This window comes from Streptococcus sp. V919 (genome assembly GCF_054353475.1).
Genome location: NZ_JBTHHY010000001.1, coordinates 320,620 through 343,464, shown reverse-complemented (window position 1 = coordinate 343,464; position 22,845 = coordinate 320,620). Strand labels below are relative to the sequence as shown.

The 22,845-nt window shown below is 39.3% G+C and carries 27 protein-coding genes; 4 read left to right on the top strand and 23 right to left on the bottom strand.

Going from position 1 to position 22,845, the window contains the following annotated elements:
• Nucleotides 1-5: 5 nt before the first annotated feature.
• From crcB (ACXYSK_RS01775) to ACXYSK_RS01760, 4 genes are all read right to left on the bottom strand, one after another.
• Nucleotides 6-335: a fluoride efflux transporter CrcB gene (gene crcB / locus ACXYSK_RS01775; RefSeq protein ID WP_458624838.1), complete on the bottom strand. Its 330-nt coding sequence runs from the start codon at nucleotides 333-335 to the stop codon at nucleotides 6-8.
• The gene (gene crcB / locus ACXYSK_RS01770) at nucleotides 329-703 is read right to left on the bottom strand and encodes a fluoride efflux transporter CrcB (protein ID WP_263393489.1); all 375 of its coding nucleotides are present in this window, start codon (nucleotides 701-703) and stop codon (nucleotides 329-331) included. Before crcB (ACXYSK_RS01770) ends, crcB (ACXYSK_RS01775) begins: the two co-directional genes overlap by 7 nt.
• On the bottom strand, nucleotides 700-966 hold the full coding sequence (locus ACXYSK_RS01765) for a chorismate mutase (RefSeq protein ID WP_414264077.1): 267 nt from the start codon (nucleotides 964-966) through the stop codon (nucleotides 700-702). The genes crcB (ACXYSK_RS01770) and ACXYSK_RS01765 overlap by 4 nt, the downstream gene beginning before the upstream one ends.
• Nucleotides 967-1,081: 115 nt before the next feature.
• The gene (locus ACXYSK_RS01760; protein WP_458624837.1) at nucleotides 1,082-1,525 is read right to left on the bottom strand and encodes a flavodoxin; all 444 of its coding nucleotides are present in this window, start codon (nucleotides 1,523-1,525) and stop codon (nucleotides 1,082-1,084) included.
• A gap of 103 nt (nucleotides 1,526-1,628) precedes the next feature.
• On the opposite strand from ACXYSK_RS01760, the gene ACXYSK_RS01755 reads away from it, so the two are divergent.
• Together ACXYSK_RS01755 and ACXYSK_RS01750 are read left to right on the top strand one after the other, a co-directional pair.
• Complete coding sequence (locus tag ACXYSK_RS01755) at nucleotides 1,629-2,567, top strand: DHH family phosphoesterase (protein ID WP_458624836.1); 939 nt, start codon at nucleotides 1,629-1,631, stop codon at nucleotides 2,565-2,567.
• Nucleotides 2,568-2,660: 93 nt separating this feature from the next.
• A complete protein-coding gene (locus ACXYSK_RS01750; protein ID WP_004253349.1) occupies nucleotides 2,661-2,903 on the top strand; it encodes a type B 50S ribosomal protein L31 in 243 nt (80 codons plus the stop codon).
• A 197-nt stretch (nucleotides 2,904-3,100) separates the two neighbouring features.
• Here ACXYSK_RS01750 and ACXYSK_RS01745 read toward each other — a convergent pair whose 3' ends face one another.
• From ACXYSK_RS01745 to ACXYSK_RS01730, 4 genes are all read right to left on the bottom strand, one after another.
• Complete coding sequence (locus ACXYSK_RS01745) at nucleotides 3,101-3,376, bottom strand: HU family DNA-binding protein (RefSeq protein WP_004253345.1); 276 nt, start codon at nucleotides 3,374-3,376, stop codon at nucleotides 3,101-3,103.
• 107 nt (nucleotides 3,377-3,483) lie between these two features.
• A complete protein-coding gene (locus ACXYSK_RS01740; RefSeq protein ID WP_458624835.1) occupies nucleotides 3,484-4,320 on the bottom strand; it encodes a DegV family protein in 837 nt (278 codons plus the stop codon).
• Nucleotides 4,321-4,500: 180 nt separating this feature from the next.
• The gene (locus tag ACXYSK_RS01735; protein WP_458624834.1) at nucleotides 4,501-5,733 is read right to left on the bottom strand and encodes a tetratricopeptide repeat protein; all 1,233 of its coding nucleotides are present in this window, start codon (nucleotides 5,731-5,733) and stop codon (nucleotides 4,501-4,503) included.
• Entirely contained in the window at nucleotides 5,723-6,886 is a 1,164-nt protein-coding gene (locus ACXYSK_RS01730; protein ID WP_373113246.1) for an AI-2E family transporter, read from the bottom strand. The genes ACXYSK_RS01735 and ACXYSK_RS01730 overlap by 11 nt, the downstream gene beginning before the upstream one ends.
• A 200-nt stretch (nucleotides 6,887-7,086) precedes the next feature.
• Between ACXYSK_RS01730 and ACXYSK_RS01725 the strand changes: the two genes are divergently transcribed.
• On the top strand, nucleotides 7,087-8,100 hold the full coding sequence (locus ACXYSK_RS01725) for a lactonase family protein (protein WP_458624833.1): 1,014 nt from the start codon (nucleotides 7,087-7,089) through the stop codon (nucleotides 8,098-8,100).
• Between the two features lie 40 nt (nucleotides 8,101-8,140).
• On the opposite strand, the gene ACXYSK_RS01720 is transcribed toward ACXYSK_RS01725, so the two are convergent.
• From ACXYSK_RS01720 to ACXYSK_RS01665, 12 genes are all read right to left on the bottom strand, one after another.
• Nucleotides 8,141-8,560 carry a F0F1 ATP synthase subunit epsilon gene (locus tag ACXYSK_RS01720; RefSeq protein ID WP_006150932.1) on the bottom strand — a complete coding sequence of 140 codons (420 nt, stop codon included), beginning with the start codon at nucleotides 8,558-8,560 and terminating at the stop codon, nucleotides 8,141-8,143.
• Between the two features lie 10 nt (nucleotides 8,561-8,570).
• Nucleotides 8,571-9,977 (bottom strand): F0F1 ATP synthase subunit beta, encoded by a 1,407-nt coding sequence (gene atpD / locus ACXYSK_RS01715; RefSeq protein ID WP_000094353.1) that lies wholly within the window; start codon nucleotides 9,975-9,977, stop codon nucleotides 8,571-8,573.
• A gap of 81 nt (nucleotides 9,978-10,058) precedes the next feature.
• Nucleotides 10,059-10,937, bottom strand: a complete 879-nt coding sequence (locus tag ACXYSK_RS01710) for a F0F1 ATP synthase subunit gamma (RefSeq protein ID WP_458624832.1) — start codon at nucleotides 10,935-10,937, stop codon at nucleotides 10,059-10,061.
• Between the two features lie 15 nt (nucleotides 10,938-10,952).
• A complete protein-coding gene (gene atpA, locus ACXYSK_RS01705; RefSeq protein WP_458624831.1) occupies nucleotides 10,953-12,458 on the bottom strand; it encodes a F0F1 ATP synthase subunit alpha in 1,506 nt (501 codons plus the stop codon).
• Nucleotides 12,459-12,472: 14 nt separating this feature from the next.
• Complete coding sequence (locus ACXYSK_RS01700; RefSeq protein ID WP_458624830.1) at nucleotides 12,473-13,009, bottom strand: F0F1 ATP synthase subunit delta; 537 nt, start codon at nucleotides 13,007-13,009, stop codon at nucleotides 12,473-12,475.
• Nucleotides 13,009-13,503: a F0F1 ATP synthase subunit B gene (gene atpF / locus ACXYSK_RS01695; RefSeq protein ID WP_016465714.1), complete on the bottom strand. Its 495-nt coding sequence runs from the start codon at nucleotides 13,501-13,503 to the stop codon at nucleotides 13,009-13,011. Before atpF ends, ACXYSK_RS01700 begins: the two co-directional genes overlap by 1 nt.
• Before the next feature lie 18 nt (nucleotides 13,504-13,521).
• Nucleotides 13,522-14,238: a F0F1 ATP synthase subunit A gene (gene atpB, locus ACXYSK_RS01690; RefSeq protein ID WP_458624829.1), complete on the bottom strand. Its 717-nt coding sequence runs from the start codon at nucleotides 14,236-14,238 to the stop codon at nucleotides 13,522-13,524.
• Nucleotides 14,239-14,270: 32 nt separating this feature from the next.
• Complete coding sequence (locus ACXYSK_RS01685) at nucleotides 14,271-14,471, bottom strand: F0F1 ATP synthase subunit C (RefSeq protein ID WP_001054551.1); 201 nt, start codon at nucleotides 14,469-14,471, stop codon at nucleotides 14,271-14,273.
• A gap of 239 nt (nucleotides 14,472-14,710) precedes the next feature.
• Nucleotides 14,711-15,022 carry a CHY zinc finger protein gene (locus ACXYSK_RS01680; RefSeq protein WP_458624828.1) on the bottom strand — a complete coding sequence of 104 codons (312 nt, stop codon included), beginning with the start codon at nucleotides 15,020-15,022 and terminating at the stop codon, nucleotides 14,711-14,713.
• A gap of 13 nt (nucleotides 15,023-15,035) precedes the next feature.
• The gene (locus tag ACXYSK_RS01675; protein WP_458624827.1) at nucleotides 15,036-16,322 is read right to left on the bottom strand and encodes a peptidase U32 family protein; all 1,287 of its coding nucleotides are present in this window, start codon (nucleotides 16,320-16,322) and stop codon (nucleotides 15,036-15,038) included.
• A gap of 123 nt (nucleotides 16,323-16,445) precedes the next feature.
• A complete protein-coding gene (locus tag ACXYSK_RS01670) occupies nucleotides 16,446-18,656 on the bottom strand; it encodes a ComEC/Rec2 family competence protein (RefSeq protein ID WP_458624826.1) in 2,211 nt (736 codons plus the stop codon).
• Nucleotides 18,640-19,281, bottom strand: coding sequence for a helix-hairpin-helix domain-containing protein (locus ACXYSK_RS01665; RefSeq protein ID WP_458624825.1), 642 nt, complete (start codon nucleotides 19,279-19,281; stop codon nucleotides 18,640-18,642). The genes ACXYSK_RS01670 and ACXYSK_RS01665 overlap by 17 nt, the downstream gene beginning before the upstream one ends.
• 227 nt (nucleotides 19,282-19,508) lie before the next feature.
• On the opposite strand from ACXYSK_RS01665, the gene ald reads away from it, so the two are divergent.
• The gene (ald, locus tag ACXYSK_RS01660) at nucleotides 19,509-20,621 is read left to right on the top strand and encodes an alanine dehydrogenase (RefSeq protein ID WP_458624824.1); all 1,113 of its coding nucleotides are present in this window, start codon (nucleotides 19,509-19,511) and stop codon (nucleotides 20,619-20,621) included.
• Nucleotides 20,622-20,668: 47 nt separating this feature from the next.
• Here the strand turns inward: ald and ACXYSK_RS01655 are convergent, their stop codons facing one another.
• The 3 genes from ACXYSK_RS01655 to cvfB form a co-directional block, all read right to left on the bottom strand.
• Complete coding sequence (locus ACXYSK_RS01655) at nucleotides 20,669-21,655, bottom strand: PhoH family protein (protein WP_036752940.1); 987 nt, start codon at nucleotides 21,653-21,655, stop codon at nucleotides 20,669-20,671.
• 84 nt (nucleotides 21,656-21,739) lie between these two features.
• Entirely contained in the window at nucleotides 21,740-21,955 is a 216-nt protein-coding gene (locus ACXYSK_RS01650) for a YozE family protein (RefSeq protein WP_001232087.1), read from the bottom strand.
• An 8-nt stretch (nucleotides 21,956-21,963) separates the two neighbouring features.
• Nucleotides 21,964-22,818: an RNA-binding virulence regulatory protein CvfB gene (gene cvfB, locus ACXYSK_RS01645; RefSeq protein ID WP_414268083.1), complete on the bottom strand. Its 855-nt coding sequence runs from the start codon at nucleotides 22,816-22,818 to the stop codon at nucleotides 21,964-21,966.
• Nucleotides 22,819-22,845 lie beyond the last annotated feature (27 nt).

Below are 22,845 nucleotides of genomic sequence, written 5' to 3'. Positions count from 1 at the left end.
GAAATTTAAAGTAAAATTCCTAAAAAAATCGTCAAAAAACCAAGCAAGTAGGTTAATAATATATAGCTATAAAATGCCTTCTTATTACTAAGTAGTTTTTGGAGTTCATCATTCAAGGTTGAAAATGTGGTCAAGCCACCACAAAAACCTGTTGCAAGGATAAGATAGACTTCTTTTGATTCCACATGATTATAAAATAAGCCAATCAGAAAACAGCCCAGAATATTGGCTATGAGAGTTCCTAGAGGTAGTACTGAACCCTGATTATAACGTGAAAAGAAATAACGGACAAGGGCACCCAGTCCACAAGCAAGTGCTAGATAGATTACTACCATTTCTTCCTCCCTAGACAATAAGCAAATAGAAGTCCACCACCGACACTCAAGAGCAAATACGTAACTAAACTAAGGTACCGTCCTGTGTCCAGCAATTTCACTGCATCTAATAGTAGACTAGAAAATGTCGTTAAGCCACCACAGAACCCTGTGCCAAGCGCTAGAATGACTCCTTTACTAGTTCCTTTAGAAACCAGATATCCTTTCACAAGATAGACTAAGCAGAAAATCCCTAGATAATTGACAATCAATGTCCCCCATGGGAAGTCTGGACTCGCTGGTAACCATTTAGATATCTGATAACGGACTAATCCTCCTAACATGGCAGCTAGAAAGATTCCTAGTGGATAGAATTGTTCTTTTTTCATTTGATTGTTTTATCCTGATAATCACGTGAACGTTTGAGAATATCTGAAAAAGTCTCAACAATTGTTTCTTCGTATTTTTTATTGCTGACGCGATTTCTAACCTTTTCAAAGATAACTTCTTCTCTTTTGGTATCCAAAATTGGTTTTCCTGTAGACTTTTTATAAGCAACTACACCCTCAACTAGATGCATTCTTTCTTCTAAGAGTCTTACGATTTGGTCATCGATTTGGTCAATTTCTTGTCTAATAATATCTAAATCCATTGAGTCTCCTTCTTTATTTGAATCATTGTGTACAAAGCTACTAAATAGGCAAGTTATTTTCAGGCATATCTAACAAAAAACTGCACTGACATCTATCATCAGTGCAACTTCATGCTTATCCCACTTTGGCAGCCAATTCTTCTGCAAATTGCTCCAAGCGTTCGATATCTTCATCTTCTGCTGAAAGGTCTACTTTAACGCACTCTGAACCTTTTTCAGCTCCTGTTGCTACAAATACACGATCAAAGTCGTCAACAGCCTTACAGAATTCGTCATAGAAAGTATCACCCGAACCAACTACTCCGTAGATTTTCCCATTCAAGTTGAGGTCAGCTAGGTCTTCGTAGAAGTCCAGCATCTCATCTGGAAGCTCACCATCACCGTATGTGTAGGTTGCAACGATTGCAAGATCTGCTTCTAAAAAGTCAGAAGCATCAACAGTTGTACACTCATCAACATCGACATCTAAACCTAATTCTCGTAATTTATCTGCTACAATATCAGCGATTTCTTCAGTATTTCCTGTCATACTGGCAAATACAATTTTTGCTAATGCCATAAGGTCCTCCTCAATTTATCTTCCTCCATTATATCACAGATTTTTCATTTTAAAAATAAAAACTCTTGTGCTACAATGATATGAGAAAGAATTGAGGTTATTTATGGAAATTTGCCATCAAATTTTAGAACAAATTAAAAAATACGATACAATTATTATTCACCGTCACATGAGAGCAGATCCCGATGCCTTGGGAAGTCAAGTTGGTCTTAAAGAACTGCTCCAGTATAATTTTCCTGATAAAAAGATTAAAGTTGTTGGCTATGATTTGCCTACCCTAACATGGTTAGCCAAAATGGATGAGGTAGAGGATCAAGAATTTGAAGGAGCACTTGCTATTATTTGTGATACAGCCAATACTGCTCGAATCGATGATAAACGTTATCTTAATGCTGAGACAATTATCAAGATTGACCACCATCCAAACGATGAAGAATATGGAGATCTGGTTTGGGTAGATACGACTTCTAGTAGTGCCAGTGAGATGGTAGCTATCTTAGCAGAGGAAACCAACCTTAAATTATCTGACCAGGCCGCTTACCTCTTGTCTGCTGGAATCATTGGTGATACTGGTCGCTTCCTCTTTCCAGCAACTTCTGCTCGTACGCTTCGTATAGCGAGTCAACTGAGGGAGTATGATTTTGATTATGCTAAACTTACACGTCATATGGATACAATCAGCTATAAAATCGCCAGACTTCAAGGTTATATCTATGATCACTTAGAGGTTGATGAAAATGGAGCTGCTCGTGTCATTCTGACTCAAGAAATCTTGAAGAAATACGACGTTACTGATGCGGAAACAGCAGCCATCGTTGGGGCTCCAGGTCGTATCGATACTGTTATCCTTTGGGGAATCTTTGTGGAACAAGCAGACGGTCACTATCGTGTACGTCTACGTAGTAAATTTGTCCCTATCAATGGTGTCGCAAAAGAACATGATGGCGGTGGGCACCCTCTTGCTAGCGGAGCAAATTCTTATAGTTTAGAAGAGAATGATCTCATCTACCAAAAATTGAAAAACTTACTGAAAAATAGATAAAAAGTCTTGCCAAACTTCTGATAATCTGATAGACTAGTATGGTAACAATCTATGGCTCGCAAAGAGACCATGGCAGAAAGGAAATATTGCAAAATGAAAAAAGATATCCATCCAGAATATCGCCCAGTTGTCTTCATGGACACAACTACTGGTTACAAATTTCTTAGCGGTTCAACAAAACGCTCTAGCGAAACAGTTGAGTTCGAAGGCGAAACTTACCCATTGATCCGTGTGGAAATTTCATCAGACTCACACCCATTCTACACTGGACGTCAAAAGTTCACTCAAGCAGATGGACGCGTGGATCGTTTCAACAAAAAATACGGTCTCAAATAATCAACCGCATCACTTGCATAAGGTTGAACAAAAACAACTTCAATCGAAGTTGTTTTTTTGTTGCTTTCATTAGAATCATCTATGATGATTTCAAATGTAGTTTGACTAGAAATACTAGTTTATCTCCTCCTGCTACTTTCACTCGAAAATATGCAAAAAAACCTGTCAATCAATATGACAGGCTTTTTATAGAATCATTATTTAACTGCTTCTTTAAGAGCTTTACCAGCTTTGAATGCTGGAACTTTAGAAGCTTTGATTTTGATTTCTTTACCAGTTTGTGGGTTGCGGCCTTTACGAGCTGCACGTTTACGAACTTCAAAGTTACCAAAACCGATCAATTGAACTTTTTCACCAGCTGAAAGGAATTCAGTTACTGCTGCGAAAACAGCGTCAACTGCTGCTGCTGAATCTTTCTTAGTCAATTCTGTAGCTTCTGCTACTTTAGCGATCAAATCTTGTTTGTTTGCCATGTTAATGAATCCTCCAAAATTATTTCTAATTAACACTTATAATCATAACCTAAAATTCCTTTTAGGTCAAGTCAAAAACACCTTTTCTTTAATTTTTCTCAATTTTTTTAGGAATTATAATGAATTAAGATAGCCCAGGCGTTTTCTCCGGTATGAGTTTGGATAATAGAACCAGTTTCTAGGACTGAAATTGGCTTTTCAACGTATGGTTGAAGCACCGCTTTCATCTCATTTGCCCATTCGTTAGTACCAGCATATGAAATGCCAATCTCGGCAACTGAACGATGTGACAAAGTCTCTACTAGTTCATCCAACCATTTTTTAAAAGTTTTTGCACCACGTCCCTTCACAATAGGTTGAAGTTCGTTATTTTTCATTTGCATCACTACACGAATATTAAGTAGTGAGCTCAACAAACCTGTTACACGACCAATACGTCCACCTTTAACAAGGTTTTCTAAAGTAGAAACGCCGATATAAAGTTCTGTGTGATTTTTAACGTCTTCTACATGTGCTAAGATAGTTTCTAGGTCTTTACCTTCTTTAGCTAATCTAGCTGCTTCTACAACTTGAAACTTCAATGCTTGGTCTGTATAAGAGCTATCTAAAACAGTGACATCAGCCGATGAAAGGCTTGCTCCTTGGCGAGCTGCTTCTACTGTACCTGATAGAGCATAAGACATGTGAATCGCAAGAACCTGACTACCATCTTTGCCTAAGTCATCAAAAATTTCTGCAAAGAGCCCCACAGGTGGTTGACTAGTCTTAGGAAGATTTTTACTTGCTTGCATCAAACGAAGGAATTCACCTTCTTCAAGATCTGCATCTGAATAGAGGACACTATCAATCATTACAGATAAAGGAACAATCGTAATATCTAATTCTTTGACCACTTCTGGTTCAATGGTAACAGAAGAATCCGTTACAATTTTTACTTTTGTCATAATTCAAATCTTTCTATTTTCAAATTTTGTGATTATTCTACTTAACTATAACAATTATATCAAAAAATAACTAAAAATTCATACTGTTTCTATCTATTTTGATTGCTTATTCTTAATTTATTTTTTAGACGTGTTTGCAAAAAAATAACCGCCTGTTTAAAGGCGATTATTTCGAACATTTTAAATGAGATGATTATACAATTCCTGCATCTGAATATCATCTGGAACTAGGTCAAGATAAGCCTGAATGTATTCTGTTGCTTCCTCTAACTTCCCTAGTTCTCTTAATAAATAAATATACTGTTCCAAGAACTCCGGGTTATCCTTCAATTCTGTAGCGAGTTCTTTATAAAGCTCGTAAGCTACGTCCAACTCCTCAGTTTCCTGGTAGCTACGGGCAATCATCCATTTTGTTAAGAGATTTTCAGGTTCATGCGCTTCTAAGGCTAAAATATCTTCATATCTCTCTTGTTCTTGGTAGATGGTCGCTAAGCGCAATAAAATCTCTTCTTGATCTTCAGCATTCTCTTGTGCTTGCAAAAGATAAGCTTCGGCTTGCTCTGGTTGATGCAATTCGTAAGATAACTGAGAAGCGAGGAGCAATAAACGTGTTTCAAAAGGATTTTTTGCCAACCCCTGTTGAGCAATCCTAAGAGCTTCTTCTGTTTGATGTTCCTTATGGAGTGCCTGGCTATAGCCATACTCATATCCTTCGAAATCTGGAGAAATCGTATCTAACTGCTTAAAGTATAAGGCTGCTTTTTGATAATCTTCTTGATCAAAATAGAGACTTGCCAGTTCATAGGCCGTTTGCTCGTCATATTCTAGTTCCAAGGCTTTTTCAAGAAATTCAAGAGCAGATTCGAATTTTCCAAGTCGTGCATATGCAAGGCCTATTCTCTGATAGGTTGAAATTCCAGTTTGACCATAGATAATGCGGTTATCTAGTTTGGCATAGCCCTGAATAGCTTCTATATCGTTTCCTAGCTCACTATCTAGCTCTGCTAGTCCAAATATCAAGAGAGGATCATCAGAGTAGTTACGAGCTTCTAAAAGCTTCTCACGCGCAACATCTGTCAATCCTTCCATCTGATATAAATCAGCCTTTAAGGCAAGAGCTGATACATACCATTCGCTGTCTGGACCAATATTCTCTAGATAGTCAAAAGCTTCTTCAATCAGTCCATCTTCACCAGCTATTGCAGCTAGATTGATGTAGACTTCTGGGAATTTCGGTGCTAATTTCTCATAAATTTGCCCTGCTTGCGGGTAGAAACCTATTCCTTCGAGATATGCAGCAAGTTCAAGAAGCACTTCATCTGAGTCTTCTTCTAAAGCTTTTTGAAAGAAAGAATCTGCGCTTGTTAAGTCCTGTTGTTCTAAGGCTTCAAGCATTTGTTGACTATTGTTCACGATCAGTCTCCTCTACCGGTTCATAAAGTCCACTAACTTCTTTGTACCAATCAAAAATCTCTGAGATGACTACTTTAGCAGAAGCATAGATTGGAATTCCTAGCAATACTCCCCAGATACCAAACATAGAACCCGAAGTCAAAAGTACAAAAAGAATGGTAATTGGGTGAATATTTAATTGGCTTCCTAAAATCAGTGGTGAAACGAAACGACCTTCAATGGTTTGCTCTACAATAAAGACAATAATAACTTTTAAGAGCATGACTGGACCTGCAATGAGCCCCAACACAAGGGCTGGGAGCATTGCAAGGAAGCTTCCAAGATAGGGCACAAGGTTCAATACACCTGCAGTAACACCTAGCGCTACTGCATAACGAAGGCCAATAATCTTGAAGAAGATAATAAACATGATAGCTACGATTACAGCGACCGTAATTTGTCCTCTAACGTAGTTAGCAAGTTGTTGGTTCACATCTGATAGAACCTTACCTACTGGTTCTCTTAATTTATTTGGTAAAAATTGAGTGATATAATCTCTCAACCCTTTCCCATCTCTAAGGAGATAAAAGAGCATAAATGGCATGATAATCAAAGCGACGATTACTTGAGAAGTTCCACTAATAATAGCACTCACCCAGTTAACAGCTTTGGAAGAGATATTACTTGCCCATGCAGTTGCCTGAGTTGAAAATTGCGCCAAAACCTGTTCCAGTTGAGGTCTAAAATCATCTGGCAAACGCTTGGTTACAAGATCATCAATCACTCTGTCAGCATCTTCTATATAACTTGGTACATTTTGTGCAAAAATAATCACCTGACGTTGAAGGTTTGGGATCGCAACCGCTAAACCGATAATTAAAAGAAAAGCGATTATCACAAAGATAATACTAATGGCTAAGACACGGTTTATCTTGTACTTCTCCATCAAATCTACCAGTGGATTCAATAGATAAAATAGTAGCCCTGATAAGATAACAGGCAACATAACTACAGATAAAAAGTCAATGACTGGTATAAATAAAAAGCTTATTTTACTGAGAATAAAAATATTCAGACCTAACAGTAAAGTCACCAAAAAGACCGTTACGGCCTTATTATCTAAAAACCATTTAAAAAACCAAGATAAGGTAAAGTGTTTCTCTTTTTGTTCCATATCTACTTCCTTTCCTTTGTCCTTTCATTATACCATTTTTTAGAAAAATAAGGGGTTTTTATAGGGTTTTCATTTAGGGTTTTCATTATAGAGAAATAAGTTCTTTCTATGTTGAATTAGCTTACTATTTCTTCTCTAGAATTTTCATGTAGTAAATCTTTTATGATATAATGGAAGTATATTTTCTTAGAGGTATGAATATGAAAGAAACAGTATATTTTGGAACTTATACTCGTCGTATATCCCAAGGGATTTATCAAGCTGATTTTGATACAGAAACTGGGCAACTATCCAATCTTAAACTATTTGCTGCTGAGCCAAGTCCTACCTATCTTGCATTTGATCAAGAAAATCACCTCTACACTGTCGGTAGCAAAGATGGACAAGGTGGAATTGCTGCCTATCAAACAGATGGTACTTTGCTAAATCATGTTGTGACAGAAGGTGCTCCTCACTGCTATGTGGCTGTTGACGAGAAACGTGGCTTAGTATATGGTGCTAACTATCACAAGGGACAAGTTTTGGTCTATAAACGTAAAGAAGATGGTAGTCTAGAATTGGCTGATACAGTTCAACATAGCGGTCATGGTCCTCATGAAAATCAAGCTTCTCCACATGTACACTTTACAGATTTAACACCAGATCAGTATTTAGTCACTTGCGACCTAGGTACTGATGAAGTAACTACCTATGATGTCAATTCAGAAGGAAAGATAAGTCCATTAGCTACCTACAACTGTACTCCTGGTGCGGGTGCGCGTCACCTGGTTTTCCACCACCACTACAAGATTGCTTATCTTATCTGCGAACTGAACAGTACAATTGAAGTATTGATTTACGATGGAGTCGGAGCATTTGAAAAAATGCAGGTCATTTCAACCTTACCAGATGACTATAAAGGGTTTAACGGCACTGCTGCTATTCGTCTCTCTAAAGATGGCAAATACCTCTATGCTTCGAACCGCGGACATGATTCTATCGCAGTATATAGTATTTTAGCGGATGGAAGTTTAGAGTTATTAGAGATTGTTCCAACTCATGGACATAACCCACGTGATTTTGATTTGTCACCAGACCAAGAGTTCCTCATCGCAGTTCACCAAGATTCAGATAATGCAACTGTCTTTAAGCGTAATCCTGAAACTGGTCGACTTGCAGAACTTTCGAATGACTTTCATGTACCTGAAGCGGTCTGCATTAGTTTTCATCACTAACAAAAAAAGAACTTGAATAAAGATCAAGTTCTTTTTTATTTTATAATTTATTTCCGACATTGATACGGTTAATGGCACGTTGCAATGCAATTTTAGCACGACGTTCTTGGTCAATCAAATGTTTATCTTGTGCTTCTTCGATTTCACGTTCTGCACGAAGTTTCGCACGTTCTGCACGGCTAACATCGATATCACGAGCGCGTTCAGCTGAGTCAGCAACGATAGTTATGACATCATTAGCAATCTCAATGATTCCTCCGTTTACTGCTATCCAGTTTACATGAGAATCATCATCAACACGTTTGACTTTAACTTCATCAACTGCTAATACCGCAATCATATTTTGATGTCGTGGCAAGATCCCCATCTCACCATCCAGAGTTCGAACCGATACAAAGCTGGCATGGTGATCATAGACGAGGCCATCTGGTGTCACGATCTGGACAGTTAACTGAGCCATAGGTCACCTCTTAAAATCCCATTTTTTCAGCCTTAGCAATAACATCTTCGATTGAACCTACCCCACGGAAGGCATCTTCTGGGAGATGATCGTGTTTTCCGTCGAGAATTTCCTTAAATCCACGAACTGTTTCAGCTACTGGAACATATGAACCTGGTTGACCAGTAAATTGTTCCGCAACGTTGAAGTTTTGTGAAAGGAAGAACTGAATACGACGCGCACGAGCAACCAAAGTTTTTTCTTCATCAGAAAGTTCATCCATACCAAGGATCGCAATGATATCTTGCAATTCATGGTAACGTTGAAGGACACGTTTAACCTCAGCAGCAACTGCGTAATGCTCTTCTCCAACGATTTCAGGTGCCAAGGCACGTGAACTTGAAGCAAGTGGGTCAACGGCTGGGTAGATACCCAACTGAACTAATTTACGTTCCAAGTTTGTAGTAGAATCCAAGTGAGCGAAGGCTGTTGCTGGCGCTGGGTCAGTATAGTCATCCGCTGGCACGTAGATAGCCTGTATAGAGGTTACAGAACCTTTCTTGGTTGAAGTGATACGTTCTTGCAATTGACCCATTTCAGTTGCGAGTGTTGGTTGGTAACCAACGGCTGAAGGCATACGACCCAAAAGGGCAGATACTTCTGAACCAGCTTGTGTGAAACGGAAGATATTGTCAATGAAGAGAAGAACGTCTTGGCCTTCAACATCACGGAAGTATTCAGCGATTGTCAAACCAGTAAGAGCAACACGCATACGTGCTCCTGGTGGCTCATTCATCTGACCAAATACCATGGCTGTTTTTTCGATAACGCCTGATTCTTTCATTTCCCAGTAGAGGTCGTTCCCTTCACGAGTACGTTCCCCAACACCAGTAAATACTGAGATACCACCGTGTTCTTGGGCAATGTTGTGAATCAATTCTTGGATCAAGACAGTCTTACCAACTCCAGCACCACCGAAGAGTCCGACTTTACCACCTTTAAGATAAGGGGCAAGAAGGTCGATAACCTTAATCCCTGTTTCGAGGATTTCTGAAGAGGTAGACAACTCATCAAAAGTAGGTGCTTTTTTATGAATTGGCTGACGTTCTGCGTCTTCTCCAAAAGGAGCTTCCAAGTCAATGGTATCTCCCAAAACATTGAAGACACGTCCCAAGGTTTCTTTACCTACTGGTACAGAGATTGGACGACCAGTGTCCAATACTTCCATTCCACGAGTTAAACCATCTGTTGATTCCATAGCGATGGTACGAATCATACCATCTCCCAACTCTAAGGCTACTTCAAGGACGATTTTTGTTTTCTTTTCGTCATTTTTGTAGACGACAAGTGCATTGTTAATCTCAGGAAGTTTTTCCCCTGCTGCAAACAAAACGTCTACAACGGGTCCGATAACCTGAGCAATTTTACCTGAACTCATCTCCTTCTCCTATTCTATATAAGATACTGTCGGTTCCTAGTATTGCTAGGTCCTAAGTTCATTCATTTGAGCAGGATGGCTTTATTCTAAAGCGCTAGCTCCTGCCACGATTTCTGTGATTTCTTGTGTAATCGCCGCCTGTCTGGCACGGTTATACTGAATGGTCAAATCATTAATCACTTTTTTAGCATTATCAGTCGCTGTTTGCATGGCTGTCATCCCTGCAGCATTTTCAGCTGTCTTGGCATCAATAATAGCACCATAAATCATACTTTCAGCAAATTGTGGTAGTAATTGATCCAAGATTTCTTCACGACTTGTTTCAAGGTCAAAGGTCAAGCTATAGTTCTCATCCGCTTCATTTGGATCCAAGTCCACAATTGGAAGCATCTGTTCTACACGCATTTGACTTGTCAGTGTATTAACGTGGTGGTTGTAACAAACATAGAGCTCATCAAAAAGTTCGTTTTGATACATTTCAATCGTTTTTGTAATAATCTTACGAACTTCATCAAAGCTTGGTTGGCTTGCAAGTCCACGCAATTCATAGATTGGTTGAATACCGCGTGATTTGAAGAAATCGGCTCCCATACCACCAATACAGATAACCTCAAAGTCATCACCTGAAGGATGGTATTCTTGCTGAAGTTTCATGACTGCTTTTAAGATTGAAGAATTATATCCTCCAACAAGACCACGGTCAGATGTAATGACGATATAGCCTGTTTTTTTGACAGGACGACTGATCAACATAGGGTTAGTTGATCCGTCTGCACCATCTCCGTGGAGGATATCTGTAACTAGTTTACGCACTTTTTGTGCATACACTTGGAAGTTACGAGATGCTTCTTCAGAACGACCTAACTTAGCTGCAGAAACCATCTGCATAGCGTTAGTAATTTGACTAGTATTTTTCGTTGAGGCGATTTTTGTTTTAATATCATTTAGAGATACTGCCATCTGACACCTCTATTCTTATTGGAAGCTTGATTGATTGAGAAACTCAGTAATCGCAGCATCCAAGACTGCTTCATCTGGCAAGTCTTTTGTTTCACGAATGGTTTCCAAAATCTCAGGATGTTGAGCATCAAAGAACATATGGAACTCTTCTTCGAAACGAACGATATCGTCTACAGGAATTGTATCCAAGAAACCATGGGTCAAAGCATAGAGAATAGTAACTTGTTTCTCAACAGGTAATGGTTTGTGAACGGGCTGTTTCAATACTTCTACAGTACGACGACCACGGTTCAATTTAGCCTGAGTAGCTACATCCAAGTCCGAACCAAATTTAGTGAAAGCTTCTAACTCACGGTATGAAGCAAGGTCGATACGAAGAGTACCAGCAACCTTCTTCATGGCCTTAATCTGTGCAGAACCACCAACACGAGATACGGAAGAACCCGCATCAATAGCTGGACGGATACCTGCATTAAAGAGACTATCACTTAGGAAGATTTGTCCATCCGTAATAGATATTACGTTTGTAGCGATATAGGCTGAGATATCTCCGGCTTGTGTCTCGATAAATGGAAGAGCTGTGATAGATCCTCCACCCAATTCATCCGAAACTTTAGCTGAACGTTCAAGTAGACGGCTATGAAGGTAGAAGACATCCCCTGGGAAGGCTTCACGACCTGGTGGACGACGGAGCAAGAGAGAAAGTTCACGATAAGCTACCGCTTGTTTAGATAAGTCATCATAAACAATCAATACGTGCTTACCTTGGTACATAAATTCTTCGGCCATAGCAACCCCTGCATAAGGTGCGAGGAAAAGCAATGGTGACGGTTGTGAAGCTGATGCTGTCACGACAATTGTATAATCCAAGGCTCCGTACTGACGAAGTGTTTCTACTTGCGTACGAACTGTTGATTCTTTTTGACCAATCGCTACATAGATACAGATCATATCTTGACCTTTTTGGTTCAAGATTGCATCGATAGCGATGGTTGTTTTCCCTGTTTGACGGTCACCGATAATCAACTCACGTTGACCACGACCAATTGGAACAAGGGCATCAATAGCTTTCAAACCAGTTTGCAATGGTTGTGATACTGATTTACGTTGCATAACCCCAGGAGCTGGCGCTTCAACTGGACGAGTTTTATCTGTGTCAATTGGACCAAGTCCGTCTACAGGACGACCAAGTGGATCCACAACACGACCAATCAAGCTATCACCAACTGGAACTTCCATGATTTTTCCTGTACGACGAATAGTGTCGCCTTCGCGAATATCTGTAAAGTCTCCAAGGATGATAATACCAACATCAGTTGATTCTAAGTTTTGCGCCATACCATAAGAGCCGTTTTCAAAAATCAACAACTCTCCACTCATGGCATTTTCAAGGCCATGAGCACGCGCAATTCCGTCCCCGATGTATGTTACAACACCAGTTTCAGTCACATCAAAATTGGGTTTGAAATTTTCAATTTGTTGCTTAATTAAAGCGCTGATTTCTTGTGCGTTAATTGCCAAAAGAACACCACTTTCTATTTCAAATTTTCCTTAACAACTTTAAGTTGTTGTTTAATACTAACATCAATTGTCTTGTGATTGGCGATAATGACAAAACCACCGATTAAACTATCGTCGATTTCTTCTTTAATGCTACGCACTTTTAAAGACATCTTTTTCTCGATAATTGGAACCAAACGTTCTTTCTGTTCATCAGTCAGAGGATGAGCAGACACAATCGTTACTTCAAAACGATTCGTTTCTCTCTCAAGACGGTTTAAACAATCTACAATCACATCATAAAAAAGATATGAGCGATGATTGTACAACAGAACTTGAATGAAGTTTTGTAATAATGGCGATGCCGAGTCTTGGAAATAACTAACTGTTTTATCCTTATCAGACTCATCCACATCTACCTGAGCCAAAAAAGAAGGCAAATTTGTTTCTTCAGCGACTTGCTTGATTTGAGTCAAATCTGAGAAGATACGATCTTCTTCTCCTTTTTCAATCACCAATTGGACAAAAGGCATGCTGTATTTTTCAATTACCTTTACTGTCTTTTTGTCCATTAAGCTTCTCCTAGCTGATCGATATACTGATCAATGAGTTCTTTGTGGGCATGACCGTCAAGGTTTTGTGAGATAATTTTTCCAGCTAGATTAACTGTCAAATCTGCTACCTCACCTTTAACGCTTTGTAAAGCTTCAGCTTTATTTTGAGCAATTTCTTGGTTGGCTTTTTCTTTTAAGCGCCCTGCTTCAAGTTTAGCTTCAGCCAAAATATCAGCTTTACTTTTCTCAGCTGTTTCCTTTGCATTCTCGATAATAGTTTTAGCTTCGGTACGGCTACCTGCTAACTCAGCTTCGCGTTTGCTAGCAAGTTCCTCTGCCTTTTTACGGGCTTCCTCGGCACCATCAATATCTGAAGAAATCTTTTCAGCGCGTTCATCTAAGACACTGGTAATATTTCCCCAAGCATATTTCTTCACTAAAAAGATTAATAAAAGGAAGGAACCAGCGATCAGAATAAAGTCACCAATAATGGTACTAATAGTTAAATCCATCTTCTAATCCTCCTCTACTTACTCTTCCCCTTCATTTATTTTTTTACCAATGTACATAGATGACAACATGGTAAATACATAGGCTTGAATACATGAAATGAAAATCGAAAAGGCTGTCCATAACATGTTTGCAACAAAGGCAAAAGGATACCAATACAAGGCATGTTGTGACAAGGCCAATAGCAATCCTGCTAAGACCTCACCGGCAAAAATATTTCCGTATATCCGAATCGCCAAGGAGGCAAAATTGGTGAACTCTTCTAAAATGTTCATCGGAGTCATGAAGCCAGGTGTAACAAATGCTCTCAAATATTCTTTAACGCCTCTACGACGAATTCCTTCTACATGAGCGATCAAGGTGATCAATAATGAGAGGGATAAATCGTATCCAAGGTTGGCTGTTGGAGAAGTCCACAAGTTATAACCGTTTGTTGTTTGTACCTTTGCCATTAAACCAATATTATTGGCAACCAAGATAAACAAGAATAGAGAAAATAGGAACAAGGAATAGTCCTTGATGTATGAATCTCCAATGTTTGGTTTTGCAAAACTAACCACAAAGTCATAAATCATCTCAAGAGCATTTTGTTTGCCCTTTGGACGGATGGTCATTTTTCGACTTGCCCAGTAGACAAAGGCAAAAACCATCAAAACAGTTACAAGAGACATGGCAAGCAGGGTCAAATCAAAGGATATTGGTCCAATATTAACGGTTGGATTCAAACTTTCTTCCATGGTTTGACACCTCCATTTCTAAATAGAGTTGTCTATTTAATGACAAATGACATCGCTAGAGTTACAAAGAATGTTCCTTCGATAAAGGCGATCCCCATGATCATCAAACTACGCAATTGTGGGATGATATCTGGTTGGCGTGCTGCAGATTTGAACAAACCGTTCATCAAAAATCCTTCTGCAAGAGATACACCCATACAGGCAAGACATAGACCGAAAAATGTTAAATTCATGACGAATTCTCCTTTTTTAAATAAATTTACTTCCTTAGTTTAGTCCTAAAATTTGCTTTTGTCAACTTTTTACTAGCATTGAAAGCGTTTCTCAATATTTATTTCTAATTTTGCGATTTTCATGACCATTATCATGACCATTATATAGAAAATTTTAAGGACTTTTTATTTCGTTTTCCCTTTCTTTCCCATTTTTCTGAAAGCAAAAATCCAGGTTTTACAACCTGGATTTTTTGTCCTTATTTAAAATAATAGGAATGGTGACTCTGACAAGCTGGATTAAATGCAGCTTTACAATATGGACAGCTACTTTTCTTTGAATACTCCTCATAAGTTAAGGTTTTCTTACAGGAACCACATAAGATAGGTCTGTCCTCTTTTAGACTTAAAGGATAAGGAGTAAATGTGTGTGTTTCTAATGCATTGTGGCATTGATAACAAGCATAGTATTTCTGACACTCATAGCATTGAAGTGCCACGATGTCTTTATCAGTATGGTAATGAACACATCTACTTTCATCATCTACCAGTAAGCCCTGAGCTTGAACCATGTTTTTTCCTTATCTAGGCACGAACAGTAACGCTTGTTCCATCTTCTTTATAGAGGTTAATCAGACCTTCTTTCAAAGCACGGACCATATCACCTGCTTGTACTGGTTGAGGAACCTTGATGGTCAAGAGTTCCATTGGATTTGGTGCACGGTCGATTTTATTTCCTTTTGAGTCATGAAGGTCTTCGATGTAGGTTTCAAAATGACGGAAACCTGGACCGTAAAACTCAACTTGGTCACCTTCGTTGATAACGTTACGTTGGCGAATAGTTGCTGTTTGTGTCGCATCATCATAAGCTACTACTTCAGCAACAAACTTGTATTCTGGAATCTTACGGCGTGCTCCGAATAGTTGTTCGTTTTCAGATGGTGTTCCATAGTAGAAACCTGTAGCCAATTCACGTTGGGCAACCTTCCACATTTCATCAATCAAGTCTTGCTTGATTGCTTCAAACTTTTCAGGGCTCTCAAGGTAAGCATCGACTGCAGCCTTATAGCAGTTTGTTACTGTTGAAACGTAATGAATAGACTTCATACGACCTTCAATCTTCAAACTGTCCACGCCATTTTCGATCATATCTGGAATATGGTCGATCATAGACATATCAACCGCAGACATGGAGAATTCTTCAGGAATTTCTCCCCTGAGGCTCTTACGCTCTTTACCAAATGGCATATCGTAAAGATCATATTTCCAGCGACAAGACTGTGAACATCCACCACGGTTGGCATCACGCATACTCATGTGGTTAGAGAGCGTACAACGGCCAGAATATGAGATACACATAGCTCCATGAACGAAAGCTTCAATCTCAACGTCTGTACGTTTGCGGATTTCTGCCAATTCTTCCATAGAAACCTCACGCGCCAAAACAACACGCGTCAAGCCAAGTTCTTTCCAGAATTCTAGTGTTTCATAGTTGGTCGCACTAGCTTGTGTAGAAAGGTGAATTTCAAGACCTGGTGCTTCAGTTGCCGCAATCATAATCAAGGCTGGGTCAGATACGATGACCGCTGCAATTCCGATATCACGCAATTTACGGAACCATTCTCCAGCACCTTCTTCATTTCCCTCGTGCATAACCATATTAGCCGCTACATAAACCTTAGCGCCATACTTAGCCGCAAACTGAACTCCTTCTTCCATTTGTTCGAAAGTAAAGTTACCAGCACGGCTACGTAGACCATAGGCCTGACCACCGATAAAGACAGCATCTGCACCGTATTGAACAGCTACTTTTAGTTTTTCTAGTGTTCCTGCAGGTGATAAAACCTCAGGACGTTTCAAAGTTTTTGTCATGTTTTCTCCTATTTGCAATATAAAAGTTTGACACTAATCTTTACCATTTTATAGCAAAAAGGTTCTAAAATCAAGTTTTGATTGATTGTTTAGACAATTTTAATGTTATTCTCGTTCATGAGTTCAGCGAACTGTTTCTATTTGCCAAGAACTCCAGCCTTTAAAACGTATGGCACCCTTTTGGTCCGTTTTGTAAATTGAATTCCCAAGTTCTTGGTTACTTTCCTCATTTTTTTCTTTGAATTTTTTCTTCTTGTCTACCGAAATGATAGTGGCTTTAGGTTGTAAGGTTTTGAGGATTTCTACATCTGTCTTTTTATTTGATGCTTGCTGATGAGTTATCACAATATCTGCTTGGAGTTTTGGATAAGACTTGGTTAAGAACTTATCCTCTATATCTCCAGTAACTAGAAAGGTTTGGTTTAGTAGCTTTCCATACAAGACCATTGAATCCTTTTTATCGCTATTTTGGCTAGTGATTACTTCCAAACCACTCCCAAAAATAAACAACTGCTGTCCTGTTTTGATAGCAGCTACCTTGACTTTGCTTTTCTTCAGCTTATCCATAAATTCTCTTTTAGATAAAGTTTCTTCACTTACTAGAATCTCTTCAAGCTCGAAGGCTTTACTGATTTCTAACACATGATCTAACTGCTTAGTATCACTAGTCGTTAGCACAAGCTGATCAATCTTTGCAGCTCCTCGACTTTTTAGATAAGGGATTAAACTCCGTTCGGCATTGCTAGAGGAAATCCTCTCCTGCCAGGCTTCTTTCTTGTCACGTTCAGATTTTTCTCCGACATCCAGTAGTATGGTCTTTCCTGTCATGTCTCTTAGGAAAATGCTCCGCCCCTGTTCCATATCTAGGACTGTGATTTCATTCTCCAGTGGATGTTTGGTTACTAAAAAGAGCGAGATAGCAACTATGACAAGCATAGATATTTTTTTCAAATTCTTTCGATAATCGTAGATGAGAGCTAAAGTAATCAAAAGAAGGATTAAAATCCAAAGACTCGGCTGACCAAAAACAAGAGGCCTCGTAGATAGCTGAGAAATATAGCGAATGATGTTTTCAAGCCATTCAAAGAGAAAGTTTAACTGGGTGATGGGATATATAAATGACAGACAGAAGAGAATCGATAAGAGCGGTAACAGAACCATATCAAATAAGAATGAAAAGACAAATGTCAAGAGAATGGACCACGGTTGAAATTCTGAAAAATAAAATGATAAAATTGGCAGAATTCCCAAGGAAATAATGCAACTCTCTCTAACCAGACCTTTTATCCCTGCTACTTCCTCACCAGTCATGGTCAGGATAAAGGCATAAGCACAGGAGAGCACTCCACCAGCAGTCAGGAAGAAATTCGGCATGATTATAAACAAGATAAGGATTGTCATGGCAAAGTTATCCAGCCCCTTGAAGCCATGTTGAGCCAAAAGTTTTTGTAACAGACTTCTAATAACAGAAGCTGAGAACCCTGTCAAACCTGCATAGACCAAAGAAAAGGGATAGGCAAGCCATTTGAACTTCTCTTGCGTCAAACCCAATCGTAAGAGTGACTTTTTAAAAGCATTCATGAAGAAACCGACCTGCATCCCTGACAAAGCAAAAAGGTGAATAATCCCTAGACTCGAGTAGAGTTCATTCATTTCCTCAAAGTCCGTATCTAAATGCCCCAATAAAAGACCGGTCATATAGTTGCGCATGGGATCGGGAAAATTCCGTTTAATCCAGACAACTGCTTTTCTCCGCAAACTTGATAGATTTTCTCCAATATCCCAACTGGAAATTTGCTTTAATTCCACAATTTCGGATATGGTTAAGGTCTGATAAATTCCTTGCGTTTTGAGATAGTTTCGATAATCAAAACCAGCAAAATTGTTTGCTCCTTGAGGACTAGCTAACTTGCCTTTCACAACCATTTCATGCAGATCAGACAACTGCTGAAATTTTTCTTTTTCAGCTTCTGATTGGAGCTTATAATAGACCTGAAAGAGTCTACCATCAGCCTTGCCACGAAAAGACAAGCTATCACCATTTACCTTGATGGTGTCCGGTAAGACTCGGACTGTATCAACTGTATTGACTAGATGTTGACTAGCTTCTTCTTGCTGCCATTTTTGAAATACAAACCAACTCCCAAATAGGCTGCAAACCAATAGGACTTTGACTACAGTCTTCCATGGAAATTGAAAAAACAGGCAGATCAGTAAAAAGACAAATCCCAAAAGTGCTAATACACTTGCTGAAAAAATTGCATAGTAGAGCCATAGCAAAAGAAAACTAAGATAGATTTTCGGGATGGGAAAACGATTAATCCACTGTGACATACTCTTTTAACTTTTCTATCGTTTTTGCACCAATACCAGAAACCTTTTTGAGATCATCAACTGACTTGAACTTACCGTTGGACTCACGATGGTCAATAATATCTTGCGCACGTTTCGCACCTAAACCTTTGACTTGTTTAAGTTCCTCTACACTGGCTTTATTGAGATTGACTTTCTTATTTTCCTTGTTGTTAGAAGCACTTGATGGCATTTCTTGACTGGTAGCTTCTTCCTTAGTTGGAACATAGACAAGCGCTTCGTCACTAATTCTCTGGGCAAGATTGATAGACTTACTATCAGCATTATCTGTCAGTCCACCAGCTTTTTGAACAGCATCATTGATACGACTTCCAACTGGCAAATCGTAAATCCCTGGCGATTTAACAGCCCCTTTGATATCGACAGTAATTAGATCTTGCTCTACCACTTCTTCCTTCTGATTCCCATCCTCCTTTTCATCCGTCGAGTCCTTCGAAACAGTTGTAACTTCTGTCTGCAAATTACTTTCTTTAGCAGGTGTTTGAGCGACTGGTTTTAAGAGGAAAAATCCACACAGGATCAAACCCAAACTAACACAGATGACGATGATTTTATATTCTTTTATTTTCTCGATAAATACTTCCATATTTTCTCCTCTCTTAACTTATTCGTAAGAAAAAGAAAAAACAGTCGAAAAATCTTTTCAATTGCTTACTTATTTGCAAAATAGTCTTCCTTGTCAAGATTTCTGAAAATAAGTTTACAAATTTTTCTTGCAATTTAAAGCGGTTTCATATACAATAAAATCATCACAAAAAATCAAAAAAATGTGATATAAAACTGAAACTGTCTAATAGAAAGTGAGTTATATCTATGTTAATTGGAATTCCTAAGGAAATTAAAAATAATGAAAATCGTGTTGCTTTGACACCAGCTGGTGTACAAAGTCTCGTTGGTCGTGGCCACCGTGTCCTTATCGAAACAAATGCTGGGCTTGGTTCAGGATTTACAGATGCCAACTATGAAAAACAAGGTGCTGAGATTGTCGCTACAGCTGCTGAGGCTTGGGCTGCAGATTTGGTTGTTAAAGTGAAAGAACCACTTGCTAGTGAATATCAATACTTGCGTGAGGATTTGCTTCTTTTCACCTACTTGCACATGGCTGCTGCTCCTGAATTGGCAGATGCTATGTTAGCAGCGAAAACAACTGGTGTCGCTTATGAAACTGTTCGTGATACTGAAGGACAACTACCTCTTCTCGTTCCAATGAGTGAGGTTGCAGGACGTATGGCAGTACAAATCGGAGCGCATTTCTTAACGAAACAAGCGGGTGGTTCAGGGGTCTTACTCGGTGGTGTTCCTGGTGTTCCTAAAGGAAAAGTAACCATCATCGGTGGTGGTGTGGTTGGTACACACGCTGCTCGTATTGCTCTTGGTTTGGGAGCTCAAGTAACTATTCTTGATATCAGCGCCAAACGTCTCTCTGTACTTGAAGATGTCTTTGGTCACCAAATCCAAACTTTGATGTCTAACCCATTTAATATCGAAGCAAGTGTGCGTGAAGCAGACGTTGTTATCGGTGCAGTATTGATTCCTGGTGCTAAAGCTCCAAAATTAGTGACAGATGACATGGTTCAACAAATGCGTCCTGGTTCTGTCATCGTAGACGTTGCTGTAGACCAAGGTGGTGTTATTGCAACAGCTGACCGTGTGACAACCCATGATGAGCCTGTATATGAGAAACACGGTGTCCTTCACTATGCGGTTGCCAACATTCCTGGAGCAGTTGCTCGTACTTCTACTATCGCCCTTACAAATGTGACTCTTCCATATATCGAAGCCTTGGCAGGAAAAGGATTTAAGACAGCAATCCTTGAAGATGCTGGTTTGCGTGAAGGGGTTACAACTTACCAAGGTCAACTTACTAGTCAACCAGTTTCTGAAGGTTTAGAACGTGACTATACACCTATTAGTGAGCTTGTTTAATAAGAAATTCAAAAAAATAAGAGCAGTTTTTCAACTGCTCTTTTTCTTTATTCTGTTTCTTCTTGATTTTCTTCAGCTTTGACAGGTCGAGGTTCATAAGCTCTAATAATCTGAGCAACGACTGGATGGCGAACCACATCCTTGGCTGAAAAATGAACGAAGTCAATCTGGTGAATGTTCTTAAGTTTTTCCTGGGCATCAATCAGACCTGATTTAACATTACGCGGTAGGTCAATCTGGCTAATATCACCATTGACAATCATTTTTGAATTAAATCCAAGACGAGTCAAAAACATCTTCATCTGCATGATAGTTGTATTTTGCGCTTCATCCAAAATGACAAAGGCATCATCCAGAGTACGTCCACGCATGTAGGCCAAAGGCGCAATCTCAATAATTTCTCGCTCCATGAGACGAGTTGTTTGGTCCTTCCCAAGAATTTGGTACAAGGCATCATAGACAGGTCGAAGATAAGGGTCTACCTTTTCCTTGAGATCTCCTGGAAGAAATCCCAAGCTTTCTCCAGCTTCTACTGCTGGACGAGTCAGGATAATACGCTTGACTTGACCACGTTTAAGAGCTGTAACAGCCAAGGTCACTGCTAGGAATGTTTTACCCGTACCAGCTGGCCCAATCCCAAAGGTAACATCATGATTCTTAACACTATCAACATAAAGTTTTTGTCCCAGTGTCTTGACCCGAATCGGCTTACCAGTATTGTCTTTGATAATCTCTTCTTCATAGAGGGCAACAAACTTATCGATTTCATTGTTTCTAACCATATTGATGGCTGTCACCACATCCGGAGTTCCGACAGTCATGCCACGATTAACCAAGACCATCAAGGCTTGAATGACTTGCCGTGCTTCTTCACAAGAAGACTCCTCTCCCAAGACCTGTACAATCTCTGTACGAGCATGGATGATAACATCTAACTCATCCTCCATCAAGCGAAGATGGCGTTCATTGGAACCAAAAAGATGAAACAGGTCATCTGGATGACTTAACTGAATGTCTATTGAATGTTCCTTCAAATAAAGAACCTCTCTAACTCTCTAATTTCTTTTTATTATAGCAAAGGCATTTGGAAATTGCTATCCTTAACACCTATGCCCTTTTTAATGTTCTAAATATTCCTGCCAGATACGATCGAAGTCTCCCATATTAAAGGAAAAACTGGCATGTTCTTCTAAAAATCGACTCACTTGATCGAAATCATCCGTATGTTTTGGGAAGGCTGACTCCTCAAAGGCAAGATCCGCTAAAATTGCTTTGGGACTATTACTTTTAGGATTTCGTTCTGTCATGAGCCAAGTATAAAATGATTTTCTCATAAGCCTCCCTAAATTAACTCTGTACCAAACTGGTCTTGTTTAATTTTACCAGCCTTCATCAAACCACCAAGTGCTTTTTTAAACTGACCTTTTGAGATACCAAAAGTTGCTTTGATATCATCTGGTGATGATTTATCATTTAAGGTCATGAAGCCACCATTGCTTTCCAAGTAAGTCAGAATCATTTGTGCATCATTTTCTAACATCTCAAAAGAGCGAGGTTTTAGTGACAGATTAAGAGTTCGGTCAACTTCACGGAAACCGATGACACGCACATCTAACACTTGCCCCAAACGTGGCTCTGCATAGCGCTCACTTGGATGAATAAATCCAAGCATGTTGTTCTCTGGTAGATAGACAAAAGTTCCTGATAACTTAAGACGATAAACGATTGCAGGCCAGTTTTGATTTTGCATGTTGTTGTATGCTGGACGTGCTAAACGTTGGAAGTCTTCCTGATAAGCCAAAACTCCCCAGATACGGTCTTTCTTGTCTACTTCTAGACGAACATAAAGTTTATCGCCCTTCTTAGGCCAGAGCTCTTTCAGTTCAGGCAGGATATCAAGTGACACAACGATCTCCTTGTCAGGAAGCCCTGTATCAACAAAAACACCCAAATCCTTACGAACCTCTGTTACTGTACCCCAACCGAATTGATCCTGAGTTGCAGTCACTTCTTGAGTTGTCAAGCGAAGTTTTTGCTTCATGTCTGTGTAGGCAAAACCTTTAACAGTATCACCAACTGTATGCTGACCTTCTTCCTTAGCAAGAGCGTATGTTTGACCATCCTTTTGAACAAAGTAAAAACGGTCATTTTCATCGATGATAAGTCCAACGATAAAACTTGCAAGATTTGTATTCATGTTTCCTTCTTTCGAATAAAACTCAGC